Annotated in this window: 12 protein-coding genes; 7 read left to right on the forward strand and 5 right to left on the reverse strand. The window is 65.0% G+C overall.

Annotation, left to right across the window (positions count from 1 at the left end; translation table 11 throughout):
- Positions 1-212 precede the first annotated feature (212 nt).
- From ACFFF7_RS10225 to ACFFF7_RS10235, 3 genes are all read left to right on the forward strand, one after another.
- Positions 213-746, forward strand: a complete 534-nt coding sequence (locus ACFFF7_RS10225; protein ID WP_379481251.1) for a CarD family transcriptional regulator — start codon at positions 213-215, stop codon at positions 744-746.
- A 135-nt stretch (positions 747-881) separates the two neighbouring features.
- Positions 882-1,718, forward strand: a complete 837-nt coding sequence (locus ACFFF7_RS10230) for a head GIN domain-containing protein (protein ID WP_379481252.1) — start codon at positions 882-884, stop codon at positions 1,716-1,718.
- Positions 1,719-1,811: 93 nt separating this feature from the next.
- Positions 1,812-2,141 (forward strand): hypothetical protein, encoded by a 330-nt coding sequence (locus ACFFF7_RS10235; protein ID WP_379481253.1) that lies wholly within the window; start codon positions 1,812-1,814, stop codon positions 2,139-2,141.
- Here ACFFF7_RS10235 and ACFFF7_RS10240 read toward each other — a convergent pair whose 3' ends face one another.
- A complete protein-coding gene (locus ACFFF7_RS10240) occupies positions 2,142-3,092 on the reverse strand; it encodes an L-threonylcarbamoyladenylate synthase (RefSeq protein ID WP_379481254.1) in 951 nt (316 codons plus the stop codon).
- A 56-nt stretch (positions 3,093-3,148) separates the two neighbouring features.
- Between ACFFF7_RS10240 and ACFFF7_RS10245 the strand changes: the two genes are divergently transcribed.
- Together ACFFF7_RS10245 and ACFFF7_RS10250 are read left to right on the forward strand one after the other, a co-directional pair.
- Complete coding sequence (locus ACFFF7_RS10245; RefSeq protein ID WP_379481255.1) at positions 3,149-4,873, forward strand: acyl-CoA dehydrogenase family protein; 1,725 nt, start codon at positions 3,149-3,151, stop codon at positions 4,871-4,873.
- Positions 4,870-5,703, forward strand: a complete 834-nt coding sequence (locus tag ACFFF7_RS10250) for a DUF815 domain-containing protein (RefSeq protein ID WP_379481256.1) — start codon at positions 4,870-4,872, stop codon at positions 5,701-5,703. Before ACFFF7_RS10245 ends, ACFFF7_RS10250 begins: the two co-directional genes overlap by 4 nt.
- A 6-nt stretch (positions 5,704-5,709) precedes the next feature.
- Here the strand turns inward: ACFFF7_RS10250 and ACFFF7_RS10255 are convergent, their stop codons facing one another.
- On the reverse strand, positions 5,710-7,182 hold the full coding sequence (locus ACFFF7_RS10255) for a PQQ-dependent sugar dehydrogenase (protein WP_379481257.1): 1,473 nt from the start codon (positions 7,180-7,182) through the stop codon (positions 5,710-5,712).
- A 61-nt stretch (positions 7,183-7,243) separates the two neighbouring features.
- On the opposite strand from ACFFF7_RS10255, the gene msrC reads away from it, so the two are divergent.
- Positions 7,244-7,726 (forward strand): free L-methionine (R)-S-oxide reductase MsrC, encoded by a 483-nt coding sequence (msrC, locus tag ACFFF7_RS10260; RefSeq protein WP_379481258.1) that lies wholly within the window; start codon positions 7,244-7,246, stop codon positions 7,724-7,726.
- Between the two features lie 127 nt (positions 7,727-7,853).
- On the forward strand, positions 7,854-8,582 hold the full coding sequence (locus ACFFF7_RS10265) for a glycine zipper 2TM domain-containing protein (RefSeq protein WP_379481259.1): 729 nt from the start codon (positions 7,854-7,856) through the stop codon (positions 8,580-8,582).
- A 43-nt stretch (positions 8,583-8,625) separates the two neighbouring features.
- On the opposite strand, the gene ACFFF7_RS10270 is transcribed toward ACFFF7_RS10265, so the two are convergent.
- The 3 genes from ACFFF7_RS10270 to ACFFF7_RS10280 all read right to left on the reverse strand — a co-directional run bounded on the left by ACFFF7_RS10270 (position 8,626) and on the right by ACFFF7_RS10280 (position 13,087).
- Complete coding sequence (locus ACFFF7_RS10270; protein ID WP_379481260.1) at positions 8,626-9,780, reverse strand: acyl-CoA dehydrogenase family protein; 1,155 nt, start codon at positions 9,778-9,780, stop codon at positions 8,626-8,628.
- 114 nt (positions 9,781-9,894) lie between these two features.
- Positions 9,895-12,225 carry a fimbria/pilus outer membrane usher protein gene (locus tag ACFFF7_RS10275; protein WP_379481261.1) on the reverse strand — a complete coding sequence of 777 codons (2,331 nt, stop codon included), beginning with the start codon at positions 12,223-12,225 and terminating at the stop codon, positions 9,895-9,897.
- Between the two features lie 91 nt (positions 12,226-12,316).
- Positions 12,317-13,087, reverse strand: a complete 771-nt coding sequence (locus ACFFF7_RS10280) for a fimbrial biogenesis chaperone (protein ID WP_379481262.1) — start codon at positions 13,085-13,087, stop codon at positions 12,317-12,319.

Raw genomic sequence — 13,087 nt, forward strand, 5'->3', positions numbered from 1 at the left:
CTCTGGCAATATTGTTACGGTTATGTTATATAATCCGTGACTGCCGGAGCCGCGTGGCTCTGTGCGCAGCCTTAGATCATGAAAGGCAAGGCGAACAGATCGGTTGATGGGGACATCGGGCCGGGTCGCAACTGCTCACCCCGCTTATCCTGCTGCATTGTCCGATTTACGGCGCACGTGTGCGCTCGTCCTGCTGAACGAAAGGACGTTACATGGTAGCCAAGGCGCACGCCTTCGATGTTGGTGACTACGTTGTTTATCCCAAGCACGGCGTTGGCCGGGTGATCGAACTGCAAGAGCAGGAAATCGCCGGGATGAAGCTTGAACTCTATGTTCTGCGGTTTGAAAAGGAACGCATGACACTGCGTGTGCCGACCAACAAGGTCGAAGCGATCGGCATGCGCAAGCTGTCCTCGGACAAGACCCTGCGCGAAGCGCTGGCCACTCTTACCGGCAAGCCCAAGGTCAAGCGCACCATGTGGTCGCGCCGCGCCCAGGAATACGAAGCGAAGATCAATTCGGGCGACCTGGTGTCGATTGCCGAAGTGACCCGCGACCTGTTCCGCGCCGACGACCAGCCCGAACAGTCCTATTCCGAACGGCAGATCTTCGAGGCCGCTTCCTCGCGCCTTGCGCGCGAACTGGCTGCGATGGAAAAGACCGACGAGCCAGCCGCGCTCAAGAAGATCCTGGCGATCCTCAACGAGCATGCGCCGAAATACTACGCGGAGCAGGCCACCGCCTGATTCCCGCGCTTACCCTGATCACCGAGGAGGGCCGCTTCGCAAGGAGCGGCCCTTTTCGTTCGTCCCGGGCAATGAGCCTCTTGTCACACGCGCCTTGCCGTATTATATCGATAATACACAAGCCAGGAGGTGGCCATGAAGTTCAAGCATTTCGCCAAGGCCTTTGCGCCGATCGCCATAATCGCGCTCGCCGCCGCGGCATCGGGCTGTGATGGCGCGTCGATCAAGCTCAACGGTGAGGACGGCAAGAAGCTGGCCGATCTCGATATGTCGGGCGCAGCACCCGAGGAACTGGTCGTCGCCGGGCCCGACGAGGTCCAGCTGACCCAGGGCGACAAGCTGGCGATCACCGTCGACGGTGATCCCGAGGCCGTCGAAAAGGTCCGCTTCACCCTCAAGGATGGCTCGCTGGGCATCATGCGCGACGGCAAGCTGTTCCAGAAGGACGGTAACAAGATCGCCGTGGTCCACGTCACCATGCCCGCGCCCAAGGAGATGGTCATGGCCGGATCGGGCAAGATCGTCGCAGCGGCGCTGGCGCCCCAGGCCAAGGTCACGGTTGCCGGATCGGGCACGGTCGAGGCCGGCAATGTCGGGGGCGACAGCCTTGACCTGAACATCGCCGGATCGGGCAGCTTTCGCGGTGCCGGAAACGTCAAGTCGCTCGACATGACCGTCGCCGGAAGCGGTTCCGCTTCGATGGTAGCGCTCAAAACCGACAAGGCCAAGGTGACCATTGCCGGATCGGGCGACACGACCTTCGCCTCGGACGGGGAAGTCGAGGCAACGATCATGGGATCGGGATCAGTCACGGTGAAGGGCCGGGCGCGCTGCAAGGTCAGTTCGATGGGATCGGGCAGCCTGGTCTGCGAAGGGCCGGTCGAAACAATGTCGGATGATGAGGAAAAGGCAACGCCGCCTACTCCGCCCGCGCCGCCAACGCCGCCGGCCCCTCCCGCACCGACCAACTGATCTAACGGGCGGTGCGCCGCGGCGCGCCGCTTCGTTCACGCCTTTGTAACGTGCGCCATGCTGCGCCGCCCGTGTCATTCAGGAGCGGGCAGCATGTCGAACGATGCGCGGATCATTGCAGTGTGTTTACTGGCCGTACCGCTGGGCGGGTGCATTGCCCGCACCGCGGTTGCAGTGGTTACCGCCCCGGTCAAGGTCGTCAGCAAGGGCGTCGACCTGGCCACGACCAGCCAGTCCGAAGCCGACGAGAAGCGCGGCCGGGCGCTGCGCCAGCGTGAAGAGCGGCTCGGCCAGTTGGAGCGCATGCGGGAAAAGCACGCCGTCCGGTGCGCCCAGGGCGATGCGCAGGCCTGTCAGCGCGGCGACGACATCGACCGCGAGATCGCGATTCTGCTGCCGTCGGTTCCTGCCCAGACCCGTTGATCAGGCCGCCGCGCGGGCCAGCCGGTCGTTGATGGCTGCGCCGATGCCGCTGTCCGGAACCGGTGCGACGGCGATGCGCGGCTGCCTGGCCGCTGCCGCATGATGGAGGCAGGCATAGAGCCGGCCCGCCGCTTCGGCGAGATCGCCGCTTGGCGACAGCGACACGTCCCCGGCGACTGGCCCGAAACCGATCAGGAATTCGTCGTTGGCCGCACTGCTTGAATTGAGACGGACCGGTTTGCCCGGTGCATAGTGCGATGCCAGCTGGCCCGGCGCCTCTATGTCCTCAGATACGGCTGCGGCGGGAGCCGAACCAAGCACCGCAGCCAGCGCTTCGCGATCAATTGGTCCCGGACGCAGCACCTGCCATGTCCCGTTGTTGCGCAGCGCAACTATGGTGCTTTCTATCCCCGCCGTGCAATCTCCGCCATCCAGGATCAGCGGCACCCGGTCGCCCAGCGACGCGGCGACGTGTTCAGCACGGGTCGGGCTGACCCCGCCGCTGCGGTTGGCCGAAGGCGCGGCGAGCGCCAGGCCGCTGTCGTCCAGGATCTGCCGCATGACCGGATGGGCAGGACAGCGCAGCGCAATGCTGGGCAGGCCGGCGGTTACCGCGGGGGCAATCGCCGCATCGGCGCGCAGCGGCAGGACCATGGTTAGCGCTCCCGGCCAGAAGGCGCCGGCCAGGGCGCGCGCGCGTTCGTCGAACAGCGCAATCGTTTCCGCGTGATCGGCGTCGCGCACGTGAACGATCAGCGGATTGAAATCGGGCCGGCCCTTGGCACGATAGATCGCCGCGACGGCGTCGGTGCGGTCCGCGCGGGCCGCAAGACCATAGACCGTCTCGGTCGGCACCGCGACCAGGCCGCCATCGCGCAGGATCGCCACGGCAGCGGCCAGGGCTTCCCGATCGGGCAGGCGAATCTGGCGCGGGTCATGCTTGCCGGACATGGCGCGGCGCTATAGGCGAAAGACAGCAAAGCCAAGGGAAAGCCGCGAGAGAGCCAATGGATTACACCGCCCCCACTGCCGATCAGGTTCTGGCTATTACGATCAACGCCGGGATAGCCGAGCTTGCCGCGCACGAACGCTTTGCCGCGGCGAGCCCCGACATGGTCGAAGCCATCGTCGCAGGGGTCGGCCAGTTCGCTGCGGGAGAGTTCGCGCCGCTCAACCGCAAAGGCGACATGGAGGGCGCGACGCTGGCCAATGGCACGGTGACCTTGCCGGGGGGTTTTGCCGAAGCCTACCGTGCCTATGTCGAGCAGGGCTGGAATGCGATTTCCGGCCCGGTCGACAATGGCGGGCAAGGCCTGCCCTTTGCGCTTGCGACCAATGTCATCGAAAACCTCGGCAGTGCCAACATGGCCTTTACCCTGTTGCCTCTGCTGACCGTCGGCGCGATCGAGGCGCTGCACCATCATGGTAGCGAGAGCCAGAAGGCACGTTTTCTGCCGCGCCTGATCAGCGGCGAATGGTCGGGCACGATGAACCTGACCGAATCGCAAGCCGGGTCGGATGTCGGCGCGCTGCGCACCACCGCCACCCCGCGCGAAGACGGCACCTGGTCGATCAAGGGGACCAAGATCTTCATCACCTGGGGTGAACACGACCTGTCAGGCAATGTCGTCCACCTCGTCCTGGCCCGCACCCCCGGCGCGCCGGCAGGCAGCCGCGGGATCAGCCTGTTCGTTGTGCCCAAGTTCCTGGTCAACGCCGATGGCAGTCTGGGCCCGCGCAACGACCTGCGCTGCGCCGGGATCGAGCACAAGCTGGGGATCATGGCCAGCCCGACCTGCGTCATGGCCTTTGGCGACAACGATGCGTGCATCGGCGAACTGGTCGGTCAGGAGAACGAAGGCCTCAAAGCGATGTTCACGATGATGAACAGCGCCCGCGTCAACGTCGGCAACCAGGGGGTGCAGATTGCCGAACGCGCGCTGCAGCAGGCGCGGCACTATGCCCGCGAACGGGTCCAGTCGGCCCGGGCAGGGTCACCCGACAAGAGCTCGGTGGCGATCGTCGAACATCCCGACGTGCGGCGCATGTTGCTGCGGATGCGCGCCCTGACAGAGGGGGCACGGGCGCTGCTTTACTACACTGCCGGCATGGTCGATCGCGGCGCGCTTGGGGTCGAAGGGGCACAGGCCCGCGCCGATTGCCTGGTTCCGCTGATCAAGGCCTGGGGCACCGACATCGGCTGCGAAGTGGCCAGCCTGGGCGTGCAGATCCACGGCGGCATGGGCTTTGTCGAGGAAACCGGCGCCGCCCAGCACTATCGCGATGCCCGGATCGCGCCGATCTATGAAGGCACCAACGGCATTCAGGCCGCCGATCTGGTCACGCGCAAGCTGGGCTATGAAAGCGGCGCCGTCTTGACGTCGCTGCTACAGGATGCCGCGCGTGATGGCGCGGCCTATCCCGCCCTGGCGGCGCTGGCCCAGGACTGTATCGAAGTCGCCGGGTGGATGACGGGCAGTGCCACGCTTGACGACAAGTTGGCAGGCAGCGTGCCGTTCTGCACGATGTGCGCGGTCGCCGTGGCCGGTGCGCAGCTAGCCAGACAGGCGGCATCGCTGGATGGCCAGGACACGCCGCAAGCCCGGGCCAAGCTTGTTGTGACACGCTATTTCGCTGAGCACATTGCCGCTGAAACGCGCGGGCTGAAGGCTGCCGCCACGGCCGGCGCGGGCCTGCTCTATGCGCTCGACGCAGACGTGCTGGCAGGATGAGCGGCAACACGGACCAAGGCGATCCACTGGCCCGGATTGCCGCCGCGCTTGAGCGATTGCGCCCGCCGCAGCTGCCCGAAAGCGACTGGACCGCAAGTCCGGCGTACGTCTGGGACGGAACGCCGCGCGCCGTTGCGCAGATCGTCGCCCCCGAACTCGATCTGCTGCACGGGATCGATGCGCAGAAGGAAGCGGTGACGCAGAATGTCGCCCGGCTTGCTGCCGGCCATGCCGCGCACGACATGCTGCTGTGGGGCGCGCGCGGCATGGGCAAGTCTGCGCTGCTGCGCGCTGCGGTTGTCGCCGCCCAGGCCAAGGCGCCGCAGCGTCTGGCACTGGTCCAGGTCGCGCCCGATGCGCTATCCGCTTTGGGCAGCCTGTTTGCCGCGCTTGGCGCGGTCGACCGGCACTTCCTGGTTTTCATCGATGATCTTGGCTTTGCCGACGATGATTCGAGCGGTCCGCGTACCTTGCGCTCATGGCTGGAAGGCGGGGTCGAGGCACGTCCGCCACGGGTCCGTCTGGCAGTCACGTCCAACCGCCGGGCAATCGTCCCGCGCCACCTGGCGGAACAGGACGATCCGATCAATCCGCGCGATGCGGTCGATGATCGGCTGGCGCTGGCCGACCGCTTCGGCCTGTCGATCGGCTTTCACAATTGCACCCAGGATCAGTATCTGGCGATCGTCGCCGGCTATTGCCAGTTCCACGATCTGGCCTGGGACGAAGCCGCTGCGCTGGAATGGTCAAAACGTCGCGGCGCCCGATCGGGCCGGGTCGCCTGGCAATTCGTCACCGAACTGGCCGGGCGCGCCGGAAAGGCGCTCTAGGCCCGGTTACTGCTGCTTGACGGTTTCGTCGCGCTTGAAATTGGCGTTGAAGCGGTCGTTGGGATCGCCCTTCAGCTCACGTTGCGGCGGCATCCGCGCCGTTACCACTTGCTTGATGACGGCCGCCGGTGCGGCATTGGTGGCAATCACCCGCCAGATAATCCCGGCGGTGTCGTCGGTAACCAGCAAGGCACCGTCCTTGGCAAAGCCGACCCAGGTTGGCCGGCCGTGGGTCTTATCCTTGCCGGGCACGAGGAAGCCGTTCAGCAGCGGCAGCGGCAGACCCTGGGGATTGCCGTTGGCATCGAATTTCACGAAAACCACATCGTAACCCGAAAGCGGTTTGCGGTTCCATGAACCGTGGCGCGCGATCACTGCGCCATTGGCGAAGGCCGGCCCAAGCTTCTCTCCGCCCTTGACGAAAGCCAGTCCCAACGGCGCAACATGCGCGCCCAGGCCATATTCCGGCTTGCGGACATAGTCATCGAAATATTCGGGCGGATCCGACTTGACCCGATCGTCGTTGTATTTCTTCCAGTAGACCCACGGCCAGCCGTAATGCGCGCCAACGGGAACGTTGGTCAGATAGTCAGGAACCAGATCCGGGCCGAGCTGGTCGCGTTCGTTGACCACGGTCCACAGCTCGCCCGACGAGGGATTGAAATCCATCCCGTTGGGATTGCGCAGGCCCTGCGCGTAAAGCCGCGGATAGCCGGTCTTGAGATTGATTTCAAAGATGCTGGCGCGACCCTTTTCTGCCTCCATGCCGTTTTCGGCAATGTTCGAGCTGGAACCGACCGCAACGAACAGCTGGCTGCCATCAGCGCTGAGCAGCAGATTGCGCATCCAGTGGTTCCCCGCCGCGGGCAGGTCCATCAGCTTCTTGGGGTTACCGCCCAGCGTCGTTTCGCCCAGCTTGTAGGGGAAAGCGAGCACCGCATTGTGGTTCGCTACGTAGAGCGTGTCGCCGCGCCAGGCGAGTCCCGAGGGTGAAACCAGACCATTGCCCTGGCGCAGGGTGAACTTCTGCTCGGCCACCCCGTCACCATTGCCGTCGCGCAGCAGGATCAGCGTGTCGGGCGATTTGACCTTGGCTCCGGCGCGCTTCATCAACCAGGTCCCGATCAGGCCGGTGATGCCGCCGCCCATGTTGCCCGGAGGGGCGTCGGCTTCGGCCACCAGAACATCGCCGTTGGGCAGGGTCAGCATCACCCGCGGGTGATCGAGCCCTTCGGCAAAACGCGACACGGAAAGCCCCTGGGCAGCCGTCGGCGCCTGCCCTGCGGCCCAGCCAATCGGTTTGGCTATGCCGATCGAGGGGAAATTCTCTGGCTTGGCCTCGACGATCTGCGGATCGCGACCCGACAGCTGATCCAGGCTCTTCTCCGCCGGCGTTCCGCGCAGCAGGAAGAAGGCGAACCCGCCAATGACCAGGATGAATACCCCGAGGGCGACGAGCAGCTTGCGTTTGGTCGACATACCAGGCGAAATAGGCTTTAGCCGGCTAGGCCGCAAGCAGTCTGTGAGATAGTGTTACCCGATGTATGCATTTGCCCCCGATCCGGCGCTGAGCAAGCCCGAACTCTATCGTGAACTCGACCAGGCGGCGCAGGCCCTGGTCGCGGGCGAGCCCGATGGCGTGGCCAACATGGCCAACATCGCCGCGCTGATCGGCCAATTTGTCGACCGGCTCAACTGGGCGGGGTTCTACCGCGTGGTCGATGGCGAACTGGTGCTGGGTCCGTTCCAGGGCAAGGCGGCGTGCATCCGCATTCCCTTCGGCCAGGGCGTATGTGGAACAGCGGCGGCAAGTGGCGCAACCCAGCTGGTGCCCGATGTCGATGCCTTCCCCGGCCATATTGCCTGCGACGCGGCCAGCCGCAGCGAGCTGGTTGTCCCGGTCCTGCGCGACGGCACAATTATCGCCGTGATCGATCTCGACAGCCCGGAACCCGCCCGGTTCGATGCAGACGACGCCGCCGGTATCGAGCTGCTGGCCAAGACGATCGCCGCAGCGATCTGACGTCTTGCCGCTGCACCAGATCGGGACAGGCGCGAAGCATTGCCCAGGCTCGGCTTGGATTCCCCGTGTCAGTGATGGTAACTAACCCGTTAACGCTGGATTTGCCCGGCGTAATCAGGGGATTGCCATGCCTTTCCGTTCGTCGATTCGCTTCGTTCAGGTCGCGGCCGCGCTGGCCGCTGTCACGCTGACGGCTCTTCCGGCGCAGGCACAGTCATCGCCGCCTCCGCCGCCTATGGTTGATGCCGGAGGGCGCAGCTATGAAGGTGCCCCGGCGATGATCCCCGCGCCCCTTCCGCCGATGGGCGCGCAGCAGATGCCCTACCCGGCGCAGCCGCAGTTCGATCAGGCGTCATGGGAACGCGCCCGCGCCGACTGGCTGGATGAATGCCGCTACAACCACCGCCGCGATTCGCGCGGCAAGACCGTTGGCGGCGCACTGATCGGCGGTGTGCTGGGCGGAATTGCTGGTAACGTGATTGCCGGCCGCGGGGACAAGACCCTGGGCACTGTCGCCGGCGCCGCTGTCGGAGCGGTCGCCGGGGGTGCGATCGGCAACAGCGCCGATCGCCGTCAGGACCGCCGCGCCATGGACTACTGCGAAGCCTATCTCGAGCGGTATACCAATTACGGCTATGGCCGTCCGGGCTATGGCACCGGCTACACCTATGCCTATCAGCCGATGACCGTGATGGTTCCGGTGATGATGGTCCCCGTCCAGGCCGTCGCGACGGCAAAACCGGCCCCGCGCGAGTGCACGGAAACCCAGGTGATCGAGGAATGGGTCCCGGTCGGCGGGAGCAAGCGCTATATCCCGCCGCGCAAGCGCATCCCCAACAAGCGGATTCCGATCTGAGTGAAACCTGGCCGGGTCGCAGCGCAACCCGGCCGGCGCTCGCCTAAAGCGAGCGGCCAATCAGTTCCTTCATGATCTCGCTGGTGCCGCCGAAGATCCGCGTCACCCGCGCGCCGCGCCATTGCTTGGCGATCGGGTATTCGTTCATGAACCCGGCGCCGCCGTGGAGCTGCAGGCACTTGTCGACCACTTCGCCCTGAAGCTCGGTGTGCCACAGCTTGGCACCCGAGGCTTCGACCGGGGTCAGCTCGTGCTTGATGTGGCGGGCGATGCACCAGTCGAGGTGGGCCCAGCCGACCTGCAGCTTGGCCTTGAGATCGGCCAGCACAAACCGGGTGTTCTGGAAATCGAGTACCGGCTTGCCGAAAGCCTTGCGCTCGCGGGTGAATTCCACCGTCATGTCGAAGGCGCGCTGCGCGGCAGTCTGGGCCGAAACCGCAATGCCAAGGCGCTCCTGCGGCAGCTCGCTCATCAGATAGATGAACCCCTTGCCTTCTTCGCCCAGGCAGTTGGTGATCGGTACCCGGACGTCCTCGAAAAACATCTCCGAGGTGTCGGCAGCGTCAAGACCGACCTTGTCAAGGTTGCGGCCGCGCTTGAAACCTTCCCGATTGGCCTCGACCAGCACGATCGACACACCCTTCCAGGCCGGCTGCACGTCGGTGTCAGTCTTGCAGCAGACCAGGATCAGGTCAGCGTTCTGGCCATTGGTGATGTAGGTCTTCGACCCGTTGATCACATAGTGGTTGCCGTCCTTCCTGGCCGTGGTGCGCAGCGCCTGAAGGTCGGATCCGGTGCCCGGCTCGGTCATGGCGATCGCGGTGACGATCTCGCCGCTGACCATCTTGGGCAGCCAATGCTGCTTCTGCTCTTCAGAGCCGTACTGGATCAGGTAGTTGGCGACGATATCGGATTGCAGCGAAAAGCCGGTGGCGACATCGGTGCCATAGCCGATCTCTTCGTCGATGATCGCGTTGTAGCCGAAGTCGAGACCAAGCCCGCCGTAGGCTTCGGGCACGGTCGGGCAGAGCAGGCCGAGTTCGCCCGCCTTGGGCCAGACGTGCTTGGGAATGATCCCGTCTTCGTCCCACTTGGCCGCGTGCGGTTCAAGCTGTTCGGAAACGAAGCGGCGCACGGTGCCGCGGAACGCTTCATGATCTTCGGTGTAACAACTGCGCGACAGCGAATCGAGCGACATGGCAATCCTCTCACAAGAGTTATGTCGCCGGATTAAGCGCGCGCGGTGCCACTCGCAACAGGATTTAATCGATCGCTTAAATTCGCCCTGGAGTTGCGCGGCGCAACTTTGCCGTCAGCGGCGGCGACCGCCGCGGCTGCCCGTCCCGCGCTTGGGCGCTTCGCGGCTGACAATCGAACTGGGCAGTTCGAAGCGGCAGGCATAGGTCGGCGGCACATCGACCGCGACGGCCGGGATCAACGCGACATCGACAACACAGCGCGCCCCGCCCTCCAGCGGCCGTTCGATCCGCGTATCGCCGCCTTCGCTGTTGAAATCGACCAGACCGTCGAAGCCGACCATCAGCGCTTCGCCTGATGGCTGGGCGATCAGCGCGGTACCGACTGGCAGATCGCTGCCATCCGGCGCCGTCAGGTGGAGCTGACGCGGACGGAAGCGCACGACATCGAGCGAAACCAGACCGATAGCCCGGCGCGGCACCAGCACCCGGCGCTGGGTCGCGCGGGCGAGCGCATCGGCAGGCAGCTTGTCTGGGTCGATATCAAAGGTCAGCGGCACTTGCGGTGCGATGTTTTCGACAAGCAGCAGTCCGCCCCTGCCGGTAATCCCGGCAAGACGGTTTTCGCGCATGACGGTGACCCCCTCGACACGGCCGGTGCGAACCAGGGCATAGCTGCCCCCTGTCTGGTTGCGGGCAAACACTGCGCCCCCGGCAACCAGCAGCGTCCCGCGACCGTTGAGCCGCAGCCCATACAGGCCGCGCACGCGCTCCGCCTGCGCTTCGACGCGGCCCTGCGGACTACGATAGGCCAGCGACGCAGCAAGGCGGCTTGATGCCCCGGTCTGCGCTTCGATGCCGTAGCCCAGCCGCTGCAGATCGGTATCGCGGCGATAATAACCCGCATTTGCGCTGAGCGGAGAACCCGTACCGGTACTTGCCGACGCCTGGGCCGAACGGCCACCACCGAACTGGAAAGACAGGCCTGCCCAGGCGTTGACCGAGCGAGAAGCGCCGCGGCGATAGCCAAGCGAGGCGAAAGCATCGATATTCTTGCGGATTTGCGTGCGAAACGAGGCATTTGCGAAGGTCACGCGCGGCTCAAGGAAGGCAAAACGCGGATCGAACCGGCGCTCCTGACGTCCACCCGACAGCTGCAACTGGGTCATATTCTTGAGGTTGAACGAAATCTGCCCGAGAAATTCGCGTGGTGGCAGCGGATCGCCCAGTTTGCTCGCGACATCGCGGTACCCCGCGCTGGGCAATGAGGCCGAAACGCGCGCCGAAAGCTTTCGCCCGATCGATTCCAGGCCCAGATTTATCAGGCTGCCAGTCAATCCCGTGTCATGTTCGGCGCTGACCCGCGTTTCCAACGTCGCCAGGGCGATCCCGCCAAGCGCAAGATCGCCCCGGACACCTGCGTTGATCAGGCCCGGGGTCCATTCAGCGCCACCTTCGACGGTCAGTCGGGAGGAGATGCCGCGGCGATAGAAGAGATTTGCAGCAAGCGGACCATAGTCATTGCTGCGTATCCCGTATCGTCGTCGGACGAATCCGGCATTTATTGCAAATTCCCGCAGACGCGGCGCAAGCAGCGAACGCGACATGTAGAATTTGGCGTTCTGGATCGTCTCACGGCCCAGGGCATCGCGCACGATCACCGAAACTTCGCCGCGCCCTGCGTTAGAAGGAACGTTGCGCACGGTAAATTCGCCAGGTTCAAGCTGTCCAAGCGTATATCGCTGGTCACCCGTGATGATGTCGATCCCGGTTGGCACCGAAACCTGCCCGGTAAAGGCCGGCAATGGAGTTGTTATCAAATCGGGTCGCAAGGAATAGTCCGAGGCGAGCTGGAAACCGCCGAGACGTATGGCGCGCTGGCTTTGCCCGCCGGCAGAAATGAAGTCCCCGGCGGTCGCCGTCAGACCCGCGCGCGGAAACTGCACCTGTATTTGCGAATCAAGCCGCAACAACCGCGGCGAATCGGGTTGTGCTTGCGAAACGTAGCGCAAGCTCGTTGTTGCCGAAGCATTGCCGCGCACCAGCGCCGCTTCGACCAGCGCGGCGGCCCCGCTCCGCCCCTTTGCAAGCGTTGCGGTCAGATCGTAATCGAGCCGGAACGCCGTCAGCGGCGTCGATTCGCCGTCCTGACGCGGTGCACTGGCCATATCGATAAGGTTGGCCCCGTCGCTTTTGCGCAGGAGCTGGACTTCCAGGCGTTGCCGCTGCGAATCGAAGCGCCATTTGGCGATGCGCAGCGAATCAAGCGGCACGCGGCCGTTCACCCCGGCCGCCACGGGCAAGCCTGCGACTCGGGCACCGTCGGCATCGATCGTCAGGACGCCGCCTTGCCAGGCCAGATCGACCATTCGGGCCCGGGTGTCACCGTCGACAGCGATTTCCGACAGCCCGGGGCCGGACTGTGCCGCCACGCTTTGCGCGGTCACTCCGGTGGGAAGGGCGAACGGGTCCGTCTGCGCCAGGGCGGGAGACCCGCCCATGGCTGCGCCAAGCGCAGCACAAAGCGCTAGGAGCCGTTCACCCGCAGTTTGGCGAGACCTGCGCATTGGCCGTCTGGCCATCGATCACGGCAGTAATCGTCACCGGCGTGGTGACACAGGCTGAGGCAAGGCCCCACGAAATCGTCGACTGGCCCAGAACATAACGCAGTGAATTGCGTTCCAGCGGCACCGGCGTGCCGGACGTAGTCTTGAGCGCGACCGTCATGATCCGCGCCGTGCGGCCGCCGGAATTGGCCAGTTCGAGCCGGGTACCGTTGATGCGCCAGGCCAGCACAGTGGGCTCTGCCTTATCGCGATCGACGAACACGGGGAGCGTAAAGCGCAGCCGTGCTTCCGCCTCGCCGGTCTGGGCCAGGCTGGGATCCGGCAGCTGGTCGACTGCCAGACGGAAGCGCTTCTCGCCCGGCGAGGCGGCACCGGTGCGCAGAACGCGGACGATCTGGGTCGCGCCCGAGGCGATCGAGATGATTGACGGCGATACGGTAAGCGCGGACGACGGCGCAAAGCGGTCTTCGCCCGCTTCCTGGCTCCACGCGAAGAGCCGTGTCTGGACAGCCAGGGGGCGTGCCGACGTGTTGGTCAGCATGACCGTGGCCCCGGTCTTGGCGGCTTCGAGTTCGATCCGCAGCGGGGCGATATTCAGCCGTGCGCCGCGGTCCGCTGGTGGAGCGGCCGCGGCGGCAGAGGGCTCATCGGCGCGGGCGGCGTGGGCCAGCCCGAGGGAGAAGAACGATCCGCCTGCCACGATCATGGCAAGCTTGCTGAGAACAGCGACAGTGCGGATCAT

Origin of the sequence: Novosphingobium aquiterrae, assembly GCF_042434435.1 — a bacterium.
Classification (GTDB): Bacteria; Pseudomonadota; Alphaproteobacteria; order Sphingomonadales; family Sphingomonadaceae; genus Novosphingobium; species Novosphingobium aquiterrae.

Coding starts and splice junctions, on each gene's coding strand:
- ACFFF7_RS10225 (WP_379481251.1), top strand. CDS start 213: ATGGTAGCCAAGGCGCACGCCTTCGATGTTGGTGACTACGTTGTTTAT.
- ACFFF7_RS10230 (WP_379481252.1), top strand. CDS start 882: ATGAAGTTCAAGCATTTCGCCAAGGCCTTTGCGCCGATCGCCATAATC.
- ACFFF7_RS10235 (WP_379481253.1), top strand. CDS start 1,812: ATGTCGAACGATGCGCGGATCATTGCAGTGTGTTTACTGGCCGTACCG.
- ACFFF7_RS10240 (WP_379481254.1), bottom strand. CDS start 3,092: ATGTCCGGCAAGCATGACCCGCGCCAGATTCGCCTGCCCGATCGGGAA.
- ACFFF7_RS10245 (WP_379481255.1), top strand. CDS start 3,149: ATGGATTACACCGCCCCCACTGCCGATCAGGTTCTGGCTATTACGATC.
- ACFFF7_RS10250 (WP_379481256.1), top strand. CDS start 4,870: ATGAGCGGCAACACGGACCAAGGCGATCCACTGGCCCGGATTGCCGCC.
- ACFFF7_RS10255 (WP_379481257.1), bottom strand. CDS start 7,182: ATGTCGACCAAACGCAAGCTGCTCGTCGCCCTCGGGGTATTCATCCTG.
- msrC (WP_379481258.1), top strand. CDS start 7,244: ATGTATGCATTTGCCCCCGATCCGGCGCTGAGCAAGCCCGAACTCTAT.
- ACFFF7_RS10265 (WP_379481259.1), top strand. CDS start 7,854: ATGCCTTTCCGTTCGTCGATTCGCTTCGTTCAGGTCGCGGCCGCGCTG.
- ACFFF7_RS10270 (WP_379481260.1), bottom strand. CDS start 9,780: ATGTCGCTCGATTCGCTGTCGCGCAGTTGTTACACCGAAGATCATGAA.
- ACFFF7_RS10280 (WP_379481262.1), bottom strand. CDS start 13,087: ATGATCCGCACTGTCGCTGTTCTCAGCAAGCTTGCCATGATCGTGGCA.